Here is an 18,246-nt window from a genome sequence, read left to right as displayed (position 1 = left end):
TCCATGATTGGTAAAGTACTGCGGGCGTCAGTCGACGGCTGCGCGCCAGACGAAACGGCCGTCGCCCTCTTCGTCGGTCCAGATCGGAATCGCGCGAGCGACGATCGACGCGGCGGGGAATGGACCGAAGTAACGCCCGTCGAGGCTGTCCTGGACGGTCGGATTCATGAGAAAGACGTCGTCGGGCCGAAGTGTCCGGCAGCCGCTCCAGCGCGGCAGCGGACGACCGAGACGATCGCGATCTCGCGCTACACCGACGTCGACGCCATCAACGGTGACGGCGGGGCCGGCGCGGCATACAGACTGTCCGGGGAGCGCCAAGACATGCTTCAAGAGCAGCGCGCCCTTCGGCAGGAAGCCGCCGTCGACGAGGAAGCTCGCGATGGGTTCGGGCGGACGGACTGCCACCAACTGCATAGCGCGGAGTCGGCCCGTGGCCTGAAGCGCATAGAGCCCCGTCGGCGTGCTCGCCGTGGCGTTCCAGACGAACCATGGCGTGACAGGAACCAGGGACTGGCCGACGATCAGCAGCATAGAGGAGACCGTCGCCGTGACATAGCCGAGGCGGATCATAACGCGACGCTCCGGCGCTTCAGCCAGGCGTCATGCTGCTCGCGCGTATAGGCCCGCGGCTCGTCGCCGACAGCGAGACGGTTGTGCAAATGCTGCCAATAGTCGGGCGACGCGTCTGCCGGATCGACGCCGATCGCGTCTATAGCGTCGATCGCCTGGAGCGCTCGCTCGACCCTCGGCCAGGCGTCGACGCGGAGCAGGATCTCGCCGCCGGGCCGAACGAAAGGGAGCGTCTGATAGCGCTCGCCGGCTCCGACCGCGCGCACGATGTCCATCCGCGAAATCACCGTCCCATAGTCGTTCGACGCCCATCGGACGAAGCAGAAGATGCTGCCGGGAGCGAAGCTGGCGATGCGGCGGCGGCGGTCGACAATCTTGTCCGCCGCGCGATGGCCGAAGCGAATTCGGAACTCGATCTTCTTCTCGATCCAGGTCAGCTCGACATGGGTGAGAGGCGTGGCGGCGCGACGCGGCTGCGCTTCGACGCGAGCGGATTGCGGCTCGTTGTCGTTCATGATGTCTCTCCGGGATCGTCGGGAAATTCACGTGCAAGCAGGTCGCGCAGCATGTCGGCGACGGTGACGCCGCGCCGAAAGGCGGCGACCTTGATGCGGCCGCGCTGCGCTGGCGTGACGTCGATCGTCAGGCGCGCGGTGAATCTGCCGGCGTCGTTCGCGCGCCGGGCGGGAGCCTCGGCCGATCTGATCCAGCCCTCGGCGTCGCCGGGACGCGCCGCGAAGCCGCGCTTTGCAGGGCGCTCGTTCATGCAGCGCCTCCGTCATGGAACGACGAGGGATCGCCATCCACATCGGCAAAGATCGTCATGGCGCGATCCTCCCGACCTCGGCGGCGAGCGCGACGATCTCGCGCGCCGCCGGCGTGTCGTCGGCGAGCTCGCAGACGAGCCTCCCCGTCTGCGCGGCGTCGGCGAAGGCGATGCGCTGACCTATGGTGGCGAAGAGCGCCGGCGGATCATGATCGGCGAGCGTCTCGACCGTTTCGCGCGCGATGACGGTGCGCGCCGCATAGCGATTCAGGATGAAGCGGGCGGCGAGCTGCGGGCGATAGATGCGCGCCTCGCCAAGCAACGCCAGCATCTCGGCAGACGCCCAGCCGTCGAAGGGCGATGGCTGCACCGGGATCAGCGCAAGATCGGCGGCGAGCAGCGCCGAACGCATCAGGCCGGCGACGCGCGGGGGACCGTCGATGACGAGATGGTCGACGCCGCGCGCCAGCTCGGGCGCCTCACGGTGGAGCGTGTCGCGCGGCAGGCCGACGACGGTGAACAGTCGTGAGAGGTTTTCACGCGCGCGCTGCTGTGACCAGTCCAACGCCGAGCCTTGCGGATCGGCGTCGATCAGCGTGACGCGCTTTCCCTGCCGAGCCCATTCGCCGGCGAGATGCAGCGCGAGCGTCGTCTTGCCGACGCCGCCCTTCTGGTTGAGCAGCGCGACGATCATGACGCGCGTCCTTCGCTTTAGACGAAAGGAAGAGGCGCTTCGGAAGTTGCATCGTCCGTAAAGCCGGATTTACGGAAAGTCGTATCAGGTGTAGTCTTTTCAGACGAAAGTTTCGGTGCGCGGGAACTTTCCGATGAGTTTTCCACGCTCGCCGGGCGCAAACAAAAGTTAGAGTCTCTGTTAGACTCTAAGTTAGCAGCGCGGATTTTTCCTTCGGGCCATAGGGTTAGCTGGCCTTCGCGTTCCCGAAGTCCCGATAGGGCTGCTCCCGAAGTCCCGATACCATGCGTTCCCGAAGTCCCGAGCGTTTCCACAGGCTTATCCACAGGGGCTGTGGATAAGTCGATCGGCAAGATGCGAAGCAGCTCGTGCCGACCTTCGCGCTCGATCCGCAGGCGATAACCGGGGAGCGGTTGCCGGTGAACGATGAGTCGGATGTCGAAGGCGAAACTTCTGAGCGTCGCGAGGCTGCCGGATTTTTGATGCAGATGCGGGATATCGAAGGTCCAGCCCTGCCTCTGTCGACCGGCGTGCTTGCGGGCCACGCGATAGAGCCAGCGCTCGACGCCGCCCGTCAGCCGGAAATAGGCAGGATCGATGGCGAGCACGAGAGATCTGTCGACGACGCCGCGGTAGAACCATTCCGGGAGAACGAATTCCATGCCTTCGACGCGGCCGTCGCGCGTCACGCACTCCTCCCATTCGTTGATCCAGGAGAACTGGCTGCGACGCCAGTGCTCGCCGTTGCGAATGGTGGTGCAGATGGCCGTCGATTGCAGGCGGGTGAGCGCGCCCTTCAGGAGCTTGTACTCGCGGGCGCCGGTCGCCCGTCCGACCGCCTTGAGGAGCTGATAGGGCGTGAAGCGCAGGAAGCGGGACGTGGTGAGGCCCTGGTTCTCGGCCTCGACGATCTGGCTAGCCGCCCAGATCAGCACGTCGGCGTCCCAGATGGTCGCCATGCCATGCTCGGGCATGGCGAAGACTTCCACGCGCGCGCCGGCCGCTTCGTAGAGGATCGGCGTCGTGCGCTTCGCCTTGGCGAGCGAGAAGAACGGCCTCTCCATGAGATCGCGCTGATCGCGAGGGGATGCGTCCCCCGTCGCGACGACGAAGGGGTGGAGCCGGCTTCGCTCGCTCGAGGTGACGGGGAGGAGGCGCGACATGGCGGCGTCGCCTCAGCGGTAGGAATTCGAGCGGGCGATGCGCACGCCGGTATCGACGCGGACGGCGTCGCGCGCTTCGACATATTGCGGATCGGACGTGGAGCGGCAGGCGGCGCCGTCGGCCCAGGCCTGCAAATCCTCGATCGCGTAGACGACACGGCCGCCGAGCTTGCGGAACGTCGGGCCGGCGCCGTGACAGCGGTATTTTTCGAGTGTGCGCGCGGAGAGGCTGAGCATTCGCGCGGCTTCGTGCGTCCGGACGAAGCGCGTGGCGCCCTCGGGTGATTTGTCGCGCAAGAGACGCCTCCGTAGCGGTGAGGTGCGCCGCAGGGAGGTCGCGACGCTTCGAGATCACCGTGGCGGAGAAGAGAAGCGCAGGGGGAGGACGAAGTTTTGGGGCCGATCCGTGTCCCCCCTTCCGCGAGGCGCACGCTGGGATGTGCTAGCAGACGGAGAAAGCGGAGGGACCGTCAATCACCGCGTAGCAGCCGCTTGTAGCCGCCGTTCATCAGCGCCATGGAATCGTGGATAAGGCGGTTCGCCTTGCGGCGCGTCGATGAACTCTTCCACTCGAGCGCGGGAAGCGCGGCGTCCTCGGCGTCGATCAGGGACGCGGCGATGTCGCGTGGCCCCGCGCCGCCGAGCCGGAAATCCAGCGCGTGCAGCAACAGGATGAGACGCGCGCGGCGCTGCGCGGTCAATTGCAGCGCGCGAGGAAGCGGCCCTGCGTCGCTGCCTTGAAGAAGACGAACGAATCGCGACGCGACTTCGAGCCGGATTTCGAGTGACGCGTCCAGCGGCAAGATGATCGCGGGGCGACTCGGCGCGCCGTCGTTCATCCAAAGATGAATCTTGCCTCGGGCGTCACCGATCACGACCCGCCTGTCGCCGTCGTCGGACCTGTCGGCGACGACCTTGCCTAAGGTGGTCGGATCGAGGGTCTCGTCTGCCGCGAAACGGGGCGGCGCTGAAGCGATGATCAGCGTGCCGGGGTCGATCTCGGGGAGCCAGAATGCTGGCTCCCTTCCTGCCGGAGATTTCGGGTCATGAGCGAAACTGCAACCCCCAGCGACGCGCAAGGCTCGAAAGGGCAGTCGCTTCGTCGACGACGCCGCGTTCGATCCGCCTCAACGTCTCGCGATAATCCTGGCGATATTTGGGGTTCCGACGCAGGAATTCGAGCGCGAACCCGGAAGGGTCCAGGTCGTTCAATTGCTTGATAGAATCGGGAGATTTCCAAAAATTCGTTGGCATGAAGCGCTCCTCGGCTTGGCCTCGTAGCTCGAGCGGCGACTTCGACGATCCCGGAATGGCAGAACCAAAACTAGCCCAAAGGGTTGCATCGCGTGCCGCGAGCGCCCGTGACCTTTTTATGGCACGCGAGAAGAGAGATTATTGCAGGCGCGTGCCCAAAAGCTGCCGATAGCCGGCTGCGGACATCCATCTCGCTCTGGCCAAATGGCTTTCGTAGATGGTCTTCGCCCGTTCCGGCTCGCGCTCTGGATCGATCCCGAAAATCACCGCGACGACCTCGCCCCAGTCGGCGCCTTCGTCGGCGGCGTCCAGCAGCCGCAGATAGGTCGTGAGGTGACGCTCGTCGTAAGCGTTCACGTGCTCGGTGAGCGGTGGACGATCTTCGAAGGCTGGCGTGCTCATTGCGGACCTGCCTGTCGCTCTATGCCGGCGAATTCATGGCGAGACGACAGGATTATATCCCAGGATTGAATGGCGTTCTATTCCAACAGTGATGCAATTGGCGCATCGCGTTGTTCGCTGGGATGGAGGACCCACCGGATCGGCGGACGCCATACTTAGCATGGTTGCGGACGAATCGGAATGTTCGTTCCTGGAATGAACATTCCTGACTCGGCTTCCATGCCGCCATGGAAATCGAGGAGGTCATAGCGACGAATATCCGTCGCCTGCGTAATGCCAGGAAATGGACGCAGGAAGCGCTTGCCGAGAAGGCGCAGCTGAGCTCTCGCTATGTCGGTGCGATCGAGCGCGCCAATGTGTCTGCGAGGGTGAGCATTATAGGACGGATCGCTGACGCGTTCGGCGTTGAACCTGCCGAGCTTCTCAAGCGCAGCAAGCCGAAAATTCGTGGCTGAACTCGCCAGGCCGAAGGCCGGCCGGAACTGGCGTGACGTCTATTTGGCACCAATACCTGACGTTCTGCCGATCTGCCATCAACGTCTCCGTTCGACCGATTTCTGGCCTTCGACGTTACTCAATCGACTATCATTGCCAAAATGCCATCGTCCTTTCGGAAGTTCAGCGCTGATTCTGTCAGCCGGCCTTCCGTACGGTCCCACCCTTTGAGATGGTAGGTCTCGTCAATGACATGAAGCACCTAATGCTGTATTCTCACTCTTCTCGGGCGACTCACCGCCGCCAGCACGTTTCGGAGGCTCTTACGGCTCGGAAATGGTCCTTGGGGATAGTCGCCTTTCTAAAAGTGAGCTTCTACAGTGGATGGAGTAGGATATTCAGAACAAAGATAAGTATGGCAGAGTCCGGTGAGAGTGCGGCCACGTTCCAACAGTAGCCGCTTTGCTTCGTATTTTGGAGGTTTTTGTGGCGCTTACATCACAACAACTCATCGGATACCAGCTCGCCGAGTTCACAATCGCCTCAAACCGCCGACTTTGGATGATTGCTCTGCAATTCCTCGTTGCAGCAGCAGCCGCTGCCGCGGTTCTCACGGATGATCATACCGACCTCTATTTCCTCGGCGTCGCAGGCGCGGTGCTACTTGTCGCTTGGGTGATGGCGGAGCGAAGCTATCGAAAGCATCGAGAGGCAGCGGAACGCGGCAGACGGGCCACATTGCTCATTGATGGTCTGGGCCACCCTGTCTCCCAAAGTGAGTTGGCAATTCTCAAAGAAGCATTCATCGTTCCGGCAGAAAAAGCGTCCAAATACGAAGACCCGAAATATTTTGCTGCGAAGGCTCCCGCAGGTCCTAAGAGACTGACAGAGATGTTGGCTGAGTCTGCTTTTTGGACATCTCGCTTGCAATCAAAAAGTGTCACACTCATGATCGGAATGTTCGTGGTCATCGTGATCGGTACACTTGTCGTCGGACTGATCGCATTTCCGATCGCAAAGCACGAGCAAATGGTGACTGCCGTGCGTGTGTTCTTGGCCTTCCTGACTTTCCTCTTGTCGACCGATGTATGGGGCGCTATCCAAGGTCACCTGGCAGCAATAAATGCTATTGAAGATGTGCGAGCAAGGCTCCGCACGATCTCGGCAACGGACTACCCGCTTTCCGACTTGCTACTGGCCATGAACGATTACAATGCTGCCGTTGAGTCTGGCCCCTTGAACTTCCCCTACGCGTATAAATTCTTTTCGACCCAACTCAACAAAGAATGGCGTGAAATCGCCTGATACGGACTTTCAATGAAGCTCATCGAGCACTTTAACGATTTCCTTCGCGATGAGGTCAACCTCAACACCACTCGCCTCGGCTTGCTCGAAGACAGCATCGATGCGGTGAAGAAATTTATCCGCGAGTCGAGTTGGAGTCCGCAGATCAGGGAGTTCGCCCCGCAAGGGTCTTGGGCGCACAAGACAATCATCAAGCCACTCCCTGACAAGGAGTATGATGCGGATCTTCTCGTGTACGTCGAGCCCGTCGATGACTGGAAAGCCAGCGACTACCTCAACACCTTGTATGATATATTTAAGGACAGTGGTATATACAAGGACATGGCGCGCCGCTATTCGCACTGTGTGACATTGGAGTATGCCAAAGAGCGTCGCCTTGATATTGCACCGTGCATTGTCAGGGCGGGGCTGCTCTCAGAGTCCTACGAAGTCTGCAATAGAAATACGAACCAGTTTGAAGGGACTGCTCCCCGCGCATATACGGATTGGCTCATCGAGAAGAACACTCGGACAGGGAACAACCAGTTCCGCAAGGCAACGCGCCTATTTAAGTATATGAGGGACATCAAGGGCAACTTCACGTGTCAGTCTGTCCTACTTACGACGATCCTCGCCCAACGGATCAGCATCTTGGATACTTCGAACACGTACCCGGACACGCCGACCACATTCAAAGTCCTCTTCGACCGTCTGGACGATTGGCTCCAAACCAACACAACCAAACCGGATGTTCGGAACCCGAAGTACGAAAGCGAACTGTTTAGCGACAGTTGGGACGATACAAAATATTCTAACTTCCGTGACAAAATACACCTGTATCGCGAATGGGTCGACGACGCTTACACCGAGGCTGACCGCGACGAGAGCATCGGCAAGTGGCGTCGTGTATTCGGGGAAGACTTCGCTTCCAAGGTCGCTCTTGAAGAGGCTCAGTCCGTCAACAAGCGAGCAGTTGAGATCGCGTCTCAGAGCGCGGGACGTCCTCTTGGTCCGGACATCATCTCAGTCCTGAAGAGCAATGGATCACAACTGATTCCGAGATCCCTCTTCGAGCATCTGCCGCACATGAAGCGTCCGCCATGGCGATCCACCCCTCAACTCTTCACGACGCTGATCACCGCCACTCTGCACAAGAGCCGGGACGGCACCGCGATCGGGACGCTATCCCCCTGGCAGATTATCCCGAAGAACTATTGGATCAAATTTACGGCCGTCACCCAAACTGGTGCGCCTTTGCCGCGCGAGTTCGACGTTCGCTGGCGCATCACCAACACCGGACCGGACGCCACCGCAGCCAGACAGCTCCGAGGCGCGTTCTACGATAGCAGCAGCCAGTCGACCAACTGGGAGCAAACGCAATACCACGGTGTTCACATGGCCGAAGCGTTCATCATTCGCCGAAGGGATGATCTACTAGTCTCGAAGAGCGAGCCCTTCTATGTCGCCGTCGAGTGAGGAGGCAGCTCGAAGACTCAGCTACTGCCGGTTTCGTGGACACCGAGAATAAATCTCACCTATCGCAACACCGAGATTAGCAGATCCCGTATCTTCGTTGAGAAGATCGCATCGTCGATACCTCGACCTGTGGTCACAAAGATGACTTCATCAAGGAAGCGCGCGAGCATGATTTCAAGCTCTCCTCCCCGTTCCTCGCTCGCCTTCAACGCCTCAATCGTGTCGAATCGCGCAACGACCACGATCGGGGGCTCCTCCCCATCCTCCGCGATTATCCTTGCGGTCGCAACCGGCTTGTCCTTGAGACCCTCCCGGAAGAAGTCCGCTACCGCCTTGCTTTCGACCGCTTCGGGAAAGACATGGACGTCGATCGCGGCGCCTTCCCCCAACAGATCAGGCGAGAGAATTTCGGAAAGCTCATCAGCAAAGGCGTCGAGGAAGGAGCCGATCACTAGCGCTACGAACACCGCCTCCGGTTTCTTGGGCTCGGTTCGAACGGTGAAGAGCAGGCGTCGCGTTGCTCCGAGATGGATGACGAGATCCAGATCGTCGCCGGGCCTGTGACGCACGACCATATGATCGGACCCGCTCGCGCAGATTCCCGTCAACGTCAGAAGTTCCGTTGTGGTGAACGCCCGATAACGACCGAAGCCGAGGATCGCGAGCAGCAGCATTGAGCCGAGCGTCCCGTGCTTTCTGCGTCCTCGTTTGTCGTCGACAACAAATAGGCACCTGACTAGGCAATCGAACCAGAAGGCACCCGATTGCTGCGGTAGGAATGCTCGGATGAGGCACCCGAGCACGCTCGGCGCGACCGCGCTTGGGCAGCGCGACAGTGCCACCGTCATCGCCTCAACCCAGGCGCTCGAGGCCGAAAGGTCGTTGCGACCATCGAAAGCTTGCGCGATCAGTGTCGCCGCGTCCTTCTCATCCGCGATATAGGGCACGAAGAAACGCAGCAAGCGTTCGCCTTCGGGCACATCGCAGCCGCGTAGAAATCCCCTTATGGCAAGCGCATAGTCGGCCATCGCCTCCCGATTGCGACCTTGCAGCCGGCGCGCGTCGCCACGCTCCTCCAGCGCGAACGCCTGCTCGACCCAGGCGAAGCTGTCCGCTAACAGCCCGGCTGCATGAGTCGCATAGTGCTCGGCGCGCGCTGCAAGCGAGCGCTTCTCGCTTTCCTCCGCGGCATCGGCCGCTTGATTGTCGACCGCCGCCAAAAGGCGCGAGCTGCGTCCTTCCACGTCCGGCCGGCCGGCCGACTTCCCGAGTTTGCCGCCCTCGGCATAGGCCGCCCGCGCCCCATCGAGATCGCCAGCGTCGCGCAAGACGTTACCGAGCACAATCTGATTGATCGCGACAAGATACCCGTCGCCCAGCTCACCGCCGATAGCGATCGCTTCGCGCGCTAAAGCCTCGGCTTCCTCATACCTCTTCTCGATCCGTAGGCGCGGCACGTTCAGATTGCACAGCCAAGCGCGATGACGCGGAGAATCCGGCTCCTTGACGTCCAGCTTAGCTCTCAACGCCTCCGCTTCGGCTCGCCCTTCTTTCGACATCGATAGCGACGCAATCAGGTTGCGGCTCGCGACATCGAAACCGTAATCGTCCTCGAGCTCTTTAAAAATCTCGCGCGCGCGTCGAAAGAGCGGCGCGGATGCGTCGGTATCGTTCACGCTGAGGTACGCGACACCCTCGTCGAGCAACAACCGCCCTTCGCGATCGCTGCGCCCGTCCACCTTGGCGGCCTCGCGGAGCGCGCGGACACGCGCGAGCGCGGCGGCCGACGCGGACCGTCTGAGATCGATCGACGCCTGCAGGATTTCGATCATTTGCTCGGCTTCGCGATCGCCGATTTGCTCTGCGACCTCGCGAGCCTCCTGCAACAGCAGGTTCGCCGCGCTCGCACGGCCCTGGTTCGCGCGCGCGTCGCCCAGCGCCATGAGGACGGACATGAGCCGCCCCTTCTCTGAGCGCGACCGATAATAGTCGACGAGATAATCGAGCGCTTCAGTCAGGTGCCGTTTCGATCCGCTGAACACGGCCTCTGAGACAGCACGGTTGGCAAGCCGCGCGACCCGCTCGGTCGTCTCGGCTCGGCGCAGACTAAAGGCCGCCCAAGACCGTCCCGTTCGGGCCAACAGGTTCGACAACCGATCGACGAGCAGGCCATGCAGCTGCGGGCGTCCGGCTACGTGCTGTTCGATCTCCTCGCGCAGGCTCTCGTGGATGAAACCATAGCCGGCCACGGTCTCCATCAGGAGATCGCCCATCGCCGCGACACGCTCGGTGATCTCGGTCGCCGTTCTTGCCGCGCCACCAAGTAGGGTCTGCATGTCGGGCAAAGTGAGAATGACCGGCGCGAGCGAAAGATAGCCGAGTATTTCGCGCGAGGTCGCATCCAGACCTTCGAACCGCTGGCCGCCGGGGATCGCTGCCGCTTTCTTGCGGAGCAAAACTGGCAGGTCGCCGGGATCTACCGGTACGGCGGCTCCCGCGATGACGCGCAGTGCCTCCAGCTCGTCACTGGTGAAGCCCGGCACTGCCAACGTCTCAGCGGAAGCACCCTCGGGGCGCTCCCGGGTGACGATTAGGACGGAGCCTGTTCCGCTCTGCGCCAGGCAGGCACTGAGCACCGACCAGACCGCATCGGCATCGTCCGGGTCGTCCAGGATCAATGGCCAGCCACTGCCGTTTCGCCACCGGGCGAGCAGCATCGAGCGGACATCATCGAACAACGGCGTCGCAAGCTCCGGACCGCTCGCGAGACCCAGTCTCTCGGCCGCCGCGAGTAGCGCTGTGCGCGCATCCATGCCGCGCGCATTGACATAAGCAGCCTCGCGTTCTTGCGACCATTCCGCGACAAGCGCGGTTTTGCCGGCACCAGATGACCCTGTCACCCAGACGATGCGGGCTTGTGCCGCCGCGTGCGACAATTTATCGAGCAGGCCGTTGCGACGCACCCGCAGCGCGCCATCGCGGAAAATGGCAGCGAGTGTCGCGTCCGCCGTGCCGACGTTCGGCGACGGTGTCTGCGCCCGTGTGACGCGATCGGTGACCAACGCCGTCAGATCGTCGCGAAATCGCGCTTCGAGATCCTCGCCCTCCTCGAAGAAATAGAGGACGTGAGGACCGCCCATCATTTGTTGGACCAGGGTTTCGAGCCGGGAGTCACGATTAGGTGCGGATTTCAATACATATGCGAGGAAATCCTTGCCAAGCCGCTGGGCCTCGCGGAACTCGTCCTCGAGCCCCGAAATCGTCATCCCCTTGGCCTGGTCGGTCCAGCCATAGGAGTCGCGGTAGATAGCGAGGACAATGTGCGAATCCTGGAGCTTGCGCAGATAGAAATCGCGCGGGGCCTCCGCCCGCGCTCCTTCCCGCTCAAACTGGACCGGCTCGAAGTTCAAACCTCTGATGGCGCTGCGCGCGGCTTCGCGTTCCTTCGCGCACTCACCGATCGTCGAGCTGATGAAGACGCGCAGGCGGTCGGCCGTCAGCATGTCAGCCATAGCCGAGCTCCTGCAGACGCCGGATCCGATCGCCGGTCGCCTCCGCCATCTCGCGGTCGGGCTCAAGACGCCGCAATAGATGCGCGGCGTCGAGCGCGATCTGGGTGGTGAGCTGGTCGACCGTGATGCTGGCGAGATCGACATCCATCGACGCGGGTTCCAGCACCCGGTTGCGCACCGCTTCGATCATGGCGAGCCGTTTTCCGACGCTGCTAGGCTGATAGGCGAGGAAATCGGCCGATCGAAGATTGCAAATCGCCTGCTCCACCTGCCATTTTGCGCATCCCAGTGCGTGGCCGTGAGCCAGGAGCGCGGCGCCACGATTAGTGTTGCGCAACACGTGCAGCGTCTTCGGCACCGACGCTGCGAGACGCCGCTCGCGCGCCGCCGCAACGCTCACGGGATCCCGCTCCGGCTCGGGAGGCCAATCGGCGCCGGCTCCCTCTTTTGTCCTGGATTCGAACTCGGCTTCGGTTTTCGCCATGGTATCCACCGGGCGATCGTCAAGTTGTCGATAGATGTCGATGCCGGGCAGGAGGATGGCGTTGTCCCATTGTGGCGTGAAGGCGTAGCTGCGGCTACCGCCCGCGCGCGCGACACTGCGGGGTAATTCATCGACAACCAGCCACAGCGGTGCGACCGGCTGCTGCGCATAATCCGCGAGCAGATCGAGGTTTGGGTGCCGCGAGTCCATGCGCTTGATGTGGCTTGTCGCCATGATGAGCGGCTGGCGTACGGTATCGATGCCGGAAAGGCGCCAGCGAAGTAGATCGATCTGCTGCGAGATGGCGAGCACATAGCCCGGCCCATCATAAGCGATTTCGATGCGAATGGCGTTCGGACCGGACATGGACGTCCATTCCTTCATGAGCGCGAGCGCCGACTTCATTCCCGGGAGATTGTCGCCGAATAGCGAAAGAAAGGGCGGGCCATCGGGTGGGATGATACCATAGCCACAGCCCGAGAAACCGCCGGCTATGAGGCGGCGCGTGAGCTCAGTGCTCGCCATGACGACTTCAAGGGCGGGCCAGCCCCAATCGAAGCCACCAGCGTCTTGTAGCAACTCTTCCCTGGCCGCGTCGCTACCGCCAGCTTTCGCGTTTTTCGCGCTCTTTCTTTTCTTAGCCCCCATGACGGCTATCTGCATGAAAAGCGGTCTGTCGCCAAGGCCCTACGCTGTCCATCAGACACGTGCTCGACACCTTTCTGTGGGCATTCAGCGGCGCGCGTAACGATTGGTTCGCGCCAGCCTCAGAAATCCCTGGGGATCGACGAGTAGAATCTTTTTCACGCCGCGCTCTCCCGCGCGTTGCTGCGCGAGATGCAGGAGTTCCAGCGCGGGGAGTTCAAAGCCGCTCAATTTTCGCGGTTGCGCGACATCGGCCGTCACGGGGCCGGTAAGATCCATCTCCATTTCGGCGACGATGGATTGACCAACGCCCCTGGAGCAATCGACGTAAACAGCAATGTAGTTCTCGCCCGCCTCAATCGCGTGCGTGTTCATCACAACTTCGGCCAAATTTGCCCCCTTTTGAAAACGAGAATCTTTATAAAACATTCTTCCGCCGAAGATAAGAGGATAAGTAGGCTGGCGCTTCCATTCGGGACCGATGCTCTATCTCCGCTTCACGTTTCGACCTGCCGATAATTATCACCATAGCGGGCGGCGCGTGAGCTAACGGCTGCCTTCGGGGTCGTCTGGGACGACGCAGAGCGGCCGACATCGGGACGCGAAACTGTCCTGACGGTCAACCGCATTAAGCTACAGCAATCCCGAGCTGGGCTCCATAACCTGCCGTTCCGGGGTATCCGTCGTTTTGGACGTTTAACTGAGATCGATCCCATGTCCGCTTTCGGGAACGCGGCAAACCGGTTCGAACGACCGGATATGAGGCGCGAAGCGGTCATTCTCGGCGTGGCCCGGGAAGTCCGCAACGGGTCGATGCTGTTGAAAACCTAATTTCGGGGACCCCTTGCAAAATTCCTGCGGAAATTGGCGCGGTAGCGGGGAAAAGGAGTGGGCCCCTACCTTTCACTGCGACGATCGAACGAGTGACTCTCCTAGCCTGAATGAGAGGTTGCCAAAGGGCGACTCTGAGAAATTTCGCATTTCGCCTCGATTTTTGGCGCGCTCCAATTTTCGAGTTTTTCAACCACAATCGGTCATTTTTTCGCTTTCGTGGAGCCAAGGCGCGCTCGATTGCAAGGGACGCGCCCCGTCGGGAAGGCGGGGCGCGATATCGGTCAGTCGCCGTTGCGGCGGCTCGGGCGCGACCAGATCAGGCTGTAGCCATCGCCGCTCTCGTCGTCGAACAGGTTGGCGAAAATCGGGGCGGTGAAGCTCGGATCGTCGAGCTTGAGGCCGAGATAATCGCGGCCCTCGTTGGAGCGCTTGGACCAGGCGGCTCCGATCTCCACTCTGCCGACATACACGCGGTGGCTGGGCGCGTTCTCGCCGGAGCGGCTGGTTTCGGGGACGATGCGAACATTCTTCGCCTGGACCGAGAGGGTCACGATTTCGCCGGTGAACTCGTTGTTGCCGGTCTTCTTGAAGGTGCCGATGGTCGCCATTTGAATTCTCCTCGATCTGAATTTCCGAGCCCGCGCTATTGCGGCCTCGATGGCGATCGAAGGGCCGGAGGCGATCGACGCGGCATCGCTCGCGACCGCAGCGTCAGCGGAGGATGGCGCAAGAGCGACTTTGTTGTCTCGCGAGGAATGACGGCGCAGCCGTCAGGGGAAGAAAGTCGATCGACGCCATTGCCGCATAGGCGATCGAGGCGCAGCCGGCCTTCGGCCAGATCCGCCCATCAAAGAGGCCGTTATGGAGCGCTCGGGCTGACGGGTATCGGGGAGAGTTCGGCGACGGTGTGCGACCGTAAAGATTCGGCGACGAGCGCCGACGATGATGACAATCCTCTGTCCGTCTGCATAATTTCGTCGTCGCTTCCGAGCCGCTTATCGAAATCTCTCCCACCCGCTGATTGTCGGACGCAGTGAGATCGCTCTCGCCAAAGGATCGCCACCATCATTGCCGCCGTGTCACGACGATGAACTCGGAGAGATGCAGATCGACGTGCGCTGATAGAAGCAATTGCAACGGTGTCAGGCCCGCGCGAGACGCGTTTCTTCCCGGTCCAGCGGGATCGCTCCAGTGATGCGGATCAACGCGCTGATGCCGACCGCGACCGCGCCGACGAGCGAAAAAATCATCTGCCATGTCGTGGAGGGCATAACCATCTGGGCAATTCCGTGAGTGGCATAATAGCCGGCGACCGTCGCCGGCGCAGCATAGACGAGTACAATGGCGAGCCGGAGCCAGGTCCAGGGAACGAAAGCGAGCGCCAATTGCCCGACGCCGAATGTCCCGCCTGCGGCGATGACGCCAACGATTGCTCCGCCGAGCCATCCGGCGCCCGTGTGAAAAGCCCAGGCGCCGACCGTCAGGCCCGCATAGAAGGGAAGCGCGAAAACGGCGAGCGTGAACAGAAACCAGCAGAAAAAACCGATGCCGGCGATGACGAGCAGCGGTCCGAAGATGATCATAGCGGTGGTCTCCGTGAGACAAAGGTCTGACGAGCGCGCCTTCCACCACCACCACGGCGCAGCGGCGAGTCTAGCCGGAAAGATGAGACAGGGCGAGCGAAAATCCCGCGGGATTTTCGCTGCTCATGGTGGCAGATTCCTTCATGATGGGAAGGGATCGAATTCATGCACGATGGCGGTGGGATCGCCGTCGTATTCGGTCGACGGCATGACGCCGTAGTCTCCCGCGCCGTCATGGAAGACGACGACGCAGATCATGAGGGTGTTCGCGAGGTCCCAACCGCGAGCGTGGGCGAATGTAAGGTTTCGAGACATCGATCGGCTCCTGTGCTGAGGCGGGGGGCATCCCCGCGCGACAGGCGCCCGATGTGTCCGGCCGATGGCCGCGATCACCGCGCAGGTGAAACCGAAGCGGCGGCACGCTCGCGTAGCCGACCCCTCGTGGGTTGATGGCGTCAGGCCATCGGTCGGATAGAGGATCAGCGCCGATCAGAGCGGGGTGGCGCTCGCTGGCAGGAGTCGATTGTTTCGAAGTCATGAAGCCCGGTCGCGGATCGCGCGAACCACGTCTATTGTCGGCCGACCACAGTGCATCTGCGGAGCGAACGGCTCGGGAGGTCGGCATGGCGGAGTTCACGGGACGAGATCTCCATCTCGTGAAGAAGGCGCTCGCCATCGCGGCGCTGGCGATCGAGGGGCAGCCGGGGCCGTTTCAGTCCGGCTCGGATTTGAGCGACATGAAGGCATTGCTCGACGAGATCATCGAGAACGATACGGAATTGGCGTATTACGCGCGCGCGGCGAGGATCGCCATGATCGGCGCGCCCGACTGAAACAAGGCTTTACGGAAACGCGGCGACACGCTTTTGCGTTTCGGCGCATTTCCAGCTCTGATGGTCGGCGGCGCTCACGCGCCGCCTGCGCCGAAGCGCCAAACCGGAATGCCGAGCTTGCGCGCCTTGTCGGCGAGGTTTTCCTGGATGCCGGTTCCGGGAAAGGCGATGACGCCGATCGGCAAGATTTCCAGCATCGCATCGTTGCGCTTGAAGGGCGCCGCCTTCGCGTGCTTGGTCCAGTCGGGCTTGAAGGCGATCTGCGGAACCTTGCGGTGATCGGCCCAGCGGGCGGCGATTCGTTCGGCGCCTTTCGGACTGCCGCCATGCAGCAGCACCATGTCTGGATGCTTGGCGTGGACTTGGTCGAGCTTTGCCCAGATCAGGCGATGGTCGTTGAAGTCGAGGCCTCCGGTGACGGCGATCTTCGGACCGGGGGGCAACAGCACCTCGTTTTCTGCGCGCTTCTTCGCTGCGAGGAAGTCCCGGCTGTCGATCATTGCCGAAGTGAGATTGCGGTGATTGACCATCGATCCGCCGCGCGGTCGCCAGGACGATCCGGTGTGGCGTTCGTAATGCTCGGCGGCCTGATCGCGCATCAGCTCGAAAGCGTCCCGGCGCTCGAGGAGAGTCTGACCTTCAGCCGTGAGGCGTTCCAGTTCGACGGATTTCACCTCGCCGCCATCCTGCTCGCGCTGCGATCGACGTTGCGCCTGCTCATTGCCGTCGAGCTCGCGCTCGATCCGCTCCACGGCGCGGTGAAAGAGATTGACGGTCGACCAGAGCACGTCGCCGAGATCCGGCTCGAGGCGGGTGTCCTGCAATGCCGCGATCAGCGCGTCGAAGATGTCGGCGACGGCGCCCGAGACGATGCGCCCTTCCGGCAATGGCCTCGGATCGGGTTCGTCCTGAAAGGGGCGATAGCCGTAGAGCTGCAATTCCTGGAGGATATGGTCGGTCGGGGATGGCGCGTGCGGCGGCTCGTGGCGGTCATCGTCGCGATCGGTGATCATGGCGCTTCCTTTCGTCGGATCGACCGCGCCCATCGCGGCCTTCATGGCGACGAAAGCGGCGGGCGGAGCGGACCTGCACCCGCAGTGAAGCGAAGGGCCGCAGCGCAGCGGAGGACGGCGAAGGCCGGCTATTTTGTCTCGCGATGGAAAGCGGCCGCAGGCCGCGCCGGAAAATAGTCGGCCGCATCCGTTGCCGATCCGAGCCGCCTGCCGATCGATCGCCCTCTGAAGAAGGCCGTGGGGGCGGACCTCTCCGACAATTCAGGAAGTGTCATCATTTGTCGTGGCGTGAATCCGCCGGCAGCGAGCGTTCGCCTGTCAGCCCGAGCCTATGCCGCCAGCTCCATGAAGCGTGCGACGTCCTGCGGGGCGATCTGCACACGCACGGCGGCCCGAAGCGCATCGAGCCCGAGCAGCCGCAGATCTTCGTTGAAGTCGCTGAGCGCAGGAGACAGCACGATCGCCTCGATACCGAGCTGCTGAGCCCGGTCGATCAACGCCGTCACCGCGCCGTCGCCAGCCGGATCGTCGTCTCGCGCGATGTAGAGCCGGCGCAATGTGTCGGAGAAGATGATGGCGGAGAGATGCGCCGCCGACAGCGCCGCGGCCATCGGCATGGTGGGAAGCGCCGATCGCAGCGACAGAACGGTTTCGACGCCTTCGCCCGCCGCCATGACCTCGCCTGCCACGCCGAAACGGACCGCATGGCCGTTGAGATCGCCCATCGCCCGCCTCGGCGTTTCGATCGGCGCCTTTCCGAGCGTCGTCTCCGAGAAGCCGCGAGGATCGAGCCATGTGCGATGCACGCCGGTCAGGCGCCCATCGAGGTCGGTCACGGAAGCGATCATCGCCGGCCAGATTTCGGTCGGGGAATGCTCGTCCGGCCGGTGATAACATTGCGGATGAAAGCGGAGCGATCCGGCTTCGTGCAAAGCCGTAATGCCGCGTTTGCGCAGATACGCTTCTGCGAGAGTCCCGGAAATCGGCTGCGATATAGCGAAAAGCCGCCTTGCCGACTCCCGCGAGTCGACAGGTTTCGAAAGTGATCTCGTCCTGTTCTTCATCAACGCCGGCTCCTGAAGCGGCAGTCTCAGGAACGAGCGCGCCTCATCAACAGTGTTCTTGAAATCGGCGAAGCCGCAACTCTCCTGGATGACGTCGAGCAGATCGCCGTGCTCGCCCGTCGCGGCGTCGACCTTATGTTCAACTGCACATAAGACCGATTATGTCGCGGTGCTGATTATGTTGCGAAGCTGATGATTTGGCGCTTTTCCACAGATGATTGAAGGGTTCTT

The 18,246-nt window shown here is 61.9% G+C and carries 19 protein-coding genes and 1 pseudogene; 4 read left to right on the top strand and 16 right to left on the bottom strand.

Features of this window, described 5'->3' with window-relative positions; genetic code table 11:
* Nucleotides 1-27: 27 nt before the first annotated feature.
* The 9 genes from C5689_RS03270 to C5689_RS03230 all read right to left on the bottom strand — a co-directional run bounded on the left by C5689_RS03270 (nucleotide 28) and on the right by C5689_RS03230 (nucleotide 4,852).
* Nucleotides 28-573: a S26 family signal peptidase gene (locus C5689_RS03270; RefSeq protein WP_108915854.1), complete on the bottom strand. Its 546-nt coding sequence runs from the start codon at nucleotides 571-573 to the stop codon at nucleotides 28-30.
* The gene (locus C5689_RS03265) at nucleotides 570-1,088 is read right to left on the bottom strand and encodes a DUF2840 domain-containing protein (protein WP_108915853.1); all 519 of its coding nucleotides are present in this window, start codon (nucleotides 1,086-1,088) and stop codon (nucleotides 570-572) included. Before C5689_RS03265 ends, C5689_RS03270 begins: the two co-directional genes overlap by 4 nt.
* The gene (locus tag C5689_RS03260; protein ID WP_108915852.1) at nucleotides 1,085-1,339 is read right to left on the bottom strand and encodes a ribbon-helix-helix protein; all 255 of its coding nucleotides are present in this window, start codon (nucleotides 1,337-1,339) and stop codon (nucleotides 1,085-1,087) included. The genes C5689_RS03265 and C5689_RS03260 overlap by 4 nt, the downstream gene beginning before the upstream one ends.
* A 55-nt stretch (nucleotides 1,340-1,394) precedes the next feature.
* Nucleotides 1,395-2,033, bottom strand: coding sequence for a ParA family partition ATPase (gene parA, locus C5689_RS03255; RefSeq protein WP_108915851.1), 639 nt, complete (start codon nucleotides 2,031-2,033; stop codon nucleotides 1,395-1,397).
* Nucleotides 2,034-2,050: 17 nt separating this feature from the next.
* Nucleotides 2,051-3,196 carry a replication initiator protein A gene (locus tag C5689_RS03250; RefSeq protein WP_108915850.1) on the bottom strand — a complete coding sequence of 382 codons (1,146 nt, stop codon included), beginning with the start codon at nucleotides 3,194-3,196 and terminating at the stop codon, nucleotides 2,051-2,053.
* A 12-nt stretch (nucleotides 3,197-3,208) separates the two neighbouring features.
* Entirely contained in the window at nucleotides 3,209-3,433 is a 225-nt protein-coding gene (locus tag C5689_RS03245) for a DNA-binding protein (protein ID WP_244594561.1), read from the bottom strand.
* Nucleotides 3,434-3,666: 233 nt separating this feature from the next.
* Entirely contained in the window at nucleotides 3,667-4,275 is a 609-nt protein-coding gene (locus C5689_RS18675; RefSeq protein ID WP_244594560.1) for a DUF2285 domain-containing protein, read from the bottom strand.
* A complete protein-coding gene (locus C5689_RS03235) occupies nucleotides 4,241-4,450 on the bottom strand; it encodes a transcriptional regulator domain-containing protein (RefSeq protein WP_108915847.1) in 210 nt (69 codons plus the stop codon). Before C5689_RS03235 ends, C5689_RS18675 begins: the two co-directional genes overlap by 35 nt.
* A gap of 138 nt (nucleotides 4,451-4,588) precedes the next feature.
* Entirely contained in the window at nucleotides 4,589-4,852 is a 264-nt protein-coding gene (locus C5689_RS03230; protein WP_244594559.1) for a DNA -binding domain-containing protein, read from the bottom strand.
* 227 nt (nucleotides 4,853-5,079) lie between these two features.
* On the opposite strand from C5689_RS03230, the gene C5689_RS03225 reads away from it, so the two are divergent.
* The 3 genes from C5689_RS03225 (at nucleotide 5,080) to C5689_RS03215 (ending at nucleotide 8,047) form a co-directional block, all read left to right on the top strand.
* A complete protein-coding gene (locus tag C5689_RS03225; RefSeq protein ID WP_108915845.1) occupies nucleotides 5,080-5,307 on the top strand; it encodes a helix-turn-helix domain-containing protein in 228 nt (75 codons plus the stop codon).
* Between the two features lie 442 nt (nucleotides 5,308-5,749).
* The gene (locus C5689_RS03220) at nucleotides 5,750-6,592 is read left to right on the top strand and encodes a hypothetical protein (protein WP_146188309.1); all 843 of its coding nucleotides are present in this window, start codon (nucleotides 5,750-5,752) and stop codon (nucleotides 6,590-6,592) included.
* Nucleotides 6,593-6,604: 12 nt separating this feature from the next.
* Complete coding sequence (locus C5689_RS03215) at nucleotides 6,605-8,047, top strand: SMODS domain-containing nucleotidyltransferase (RefSeq protein ID WP_108915843.1); 1,443 nt, start codon at nucleotides 6,605-6,607, stop codon at nucleotides 8,045-8,047.
* Between the two features lie 59 nt (nucleotides 8,048-8,106).
* On the opposite strand, the gene C5689_RS03210 is transcribed toward C5689_RS03215, so the two are convergent.
* From C5689_RS03210 to C5689_RS03190, 5 genes are all read right to left on the bottom strand, one after another.
* Nucleotides 8,107-11,559 carry a DUF4062 domain-containing protein gene (locus C5689_RS03210; RefSeq protein WP_158271736.1) on the bottom strand — a complete coding sequence of 1,151 codons (3,453 nt, stop codon included), beginning with the start codon at nucleotides 11,557-11,559 and terminating at the stop codon, nucleotides 8,107-8,109.
* A complete protein-coding gene (locus tag C5689_RS18325; protein ID WP_158271735.1) occupies nucleotides 11,552-12,706 on the bottom strand; it encodes a hypothetical protein in 1,155 nt (384 codons plus the stop codon). Before C5689_RS18325 ends, C5689_RS03210 begins: the two co-directional genes overlap by 8 nt.
* Before the next feature lie 69 nt (nucleotides 12,707-12,775).
* Nucleotides 12,776-13,117 (bottom strand): hypothetical protein, encoded by a 342-nt coding sequence (locus tag C5689_RS03205; RefSeq protein ID WP_146188308.1) that lies wholly within the window; start codon nucleotides 13,115-13,117, stop codon nucleotides 12,776-12,778.
* A gap of 686 nt (nucleotides 13,118-13,803) precedes the next feature.
* Nucleotides 13,804-14,130, bottom strand: a complete 327-nt coding sequence (locus C5689_RS03200) for a DUF736 domain-containing protein (protein ID WP_108915840.1) — start codon at nucleotides 14,128-14,130, stop codon at nucleotides 13,804-13,806.
* A 534-nt stretch (nucleotides 14,131-14,664) separates the two neighbouring features.
* Entirely contained in the window at nucleotides 14,665-15,105 is a 441-nt protein-coding gene (locus C5689_RS03190) for a hypothetical protein (RefSeq protein ID WP_108915839.1), read from the bottom strand.
* Between the two features lie 623 nt (nucleotides 15,106-15,728).
* On the opposite strand from C5689_RS03190, the gene C5689_RS03185 reads away from it, so the two are divergent.
* On the top strand, nucleotides 15,729-15,938 hold the full coding sequence (locus C5689_RS03185) for a hypothetical protein (protein ID WP_108915838.1): 210 nt from the start codon (nucleotides 15,729-15,731) through the stop codon (nucleotides 15,936-15,938).
* A gap of 74 nt (nucleotides 15,939-16,012) precedes the next feature.
* Here C5689_RS03185 and C5689_RS03180 read toward each other — a convergent pair whose 3' ends face one another.
* Together C5689_RS03180 and C5689_RS03175 are read right to left on the bottom strand one after the other, a co-directional pair.
* Nucleotides 16,013-16,951, bottom strand: a complete 939-nt coding sequence (locus tag C5689_RS03180; protein WP_174800242.1) for a DUF2493 domain-containing protein — start codon at nucleotides 16,949-16,951, stop codon at nucleotides 16,013-16,015.
* Nucleotides 16,952-17,280: 329 nt separating this feature from the next.
* Nucleotides 17,281-18,144, bottom strand: a pseudogene (locus C5689_RS03175) (DUF7146 domain-containing protein); the annotation flags it as partial.
* Between the last annotated feature and the right edge of the window lie 102 nt (nucleotides 18,145-18,246).

Origin of the sequence: Methylosinus sporium, from assembly GCF_003113265.1 — a bacterium.
In the GTDB taxonomy this organism is placed as follows: domain Bacteria; phylum Pseudomonadota; class Alphaproteobacteria; order Rhizobiales; family Beijerinckiaceae; genus Methylosinus; species Methylosinus sporium.
Note: the sequence above shows the minus strand (reverse complement) of the source record. Positions and strands in the feature narration are given on the sequence as shown.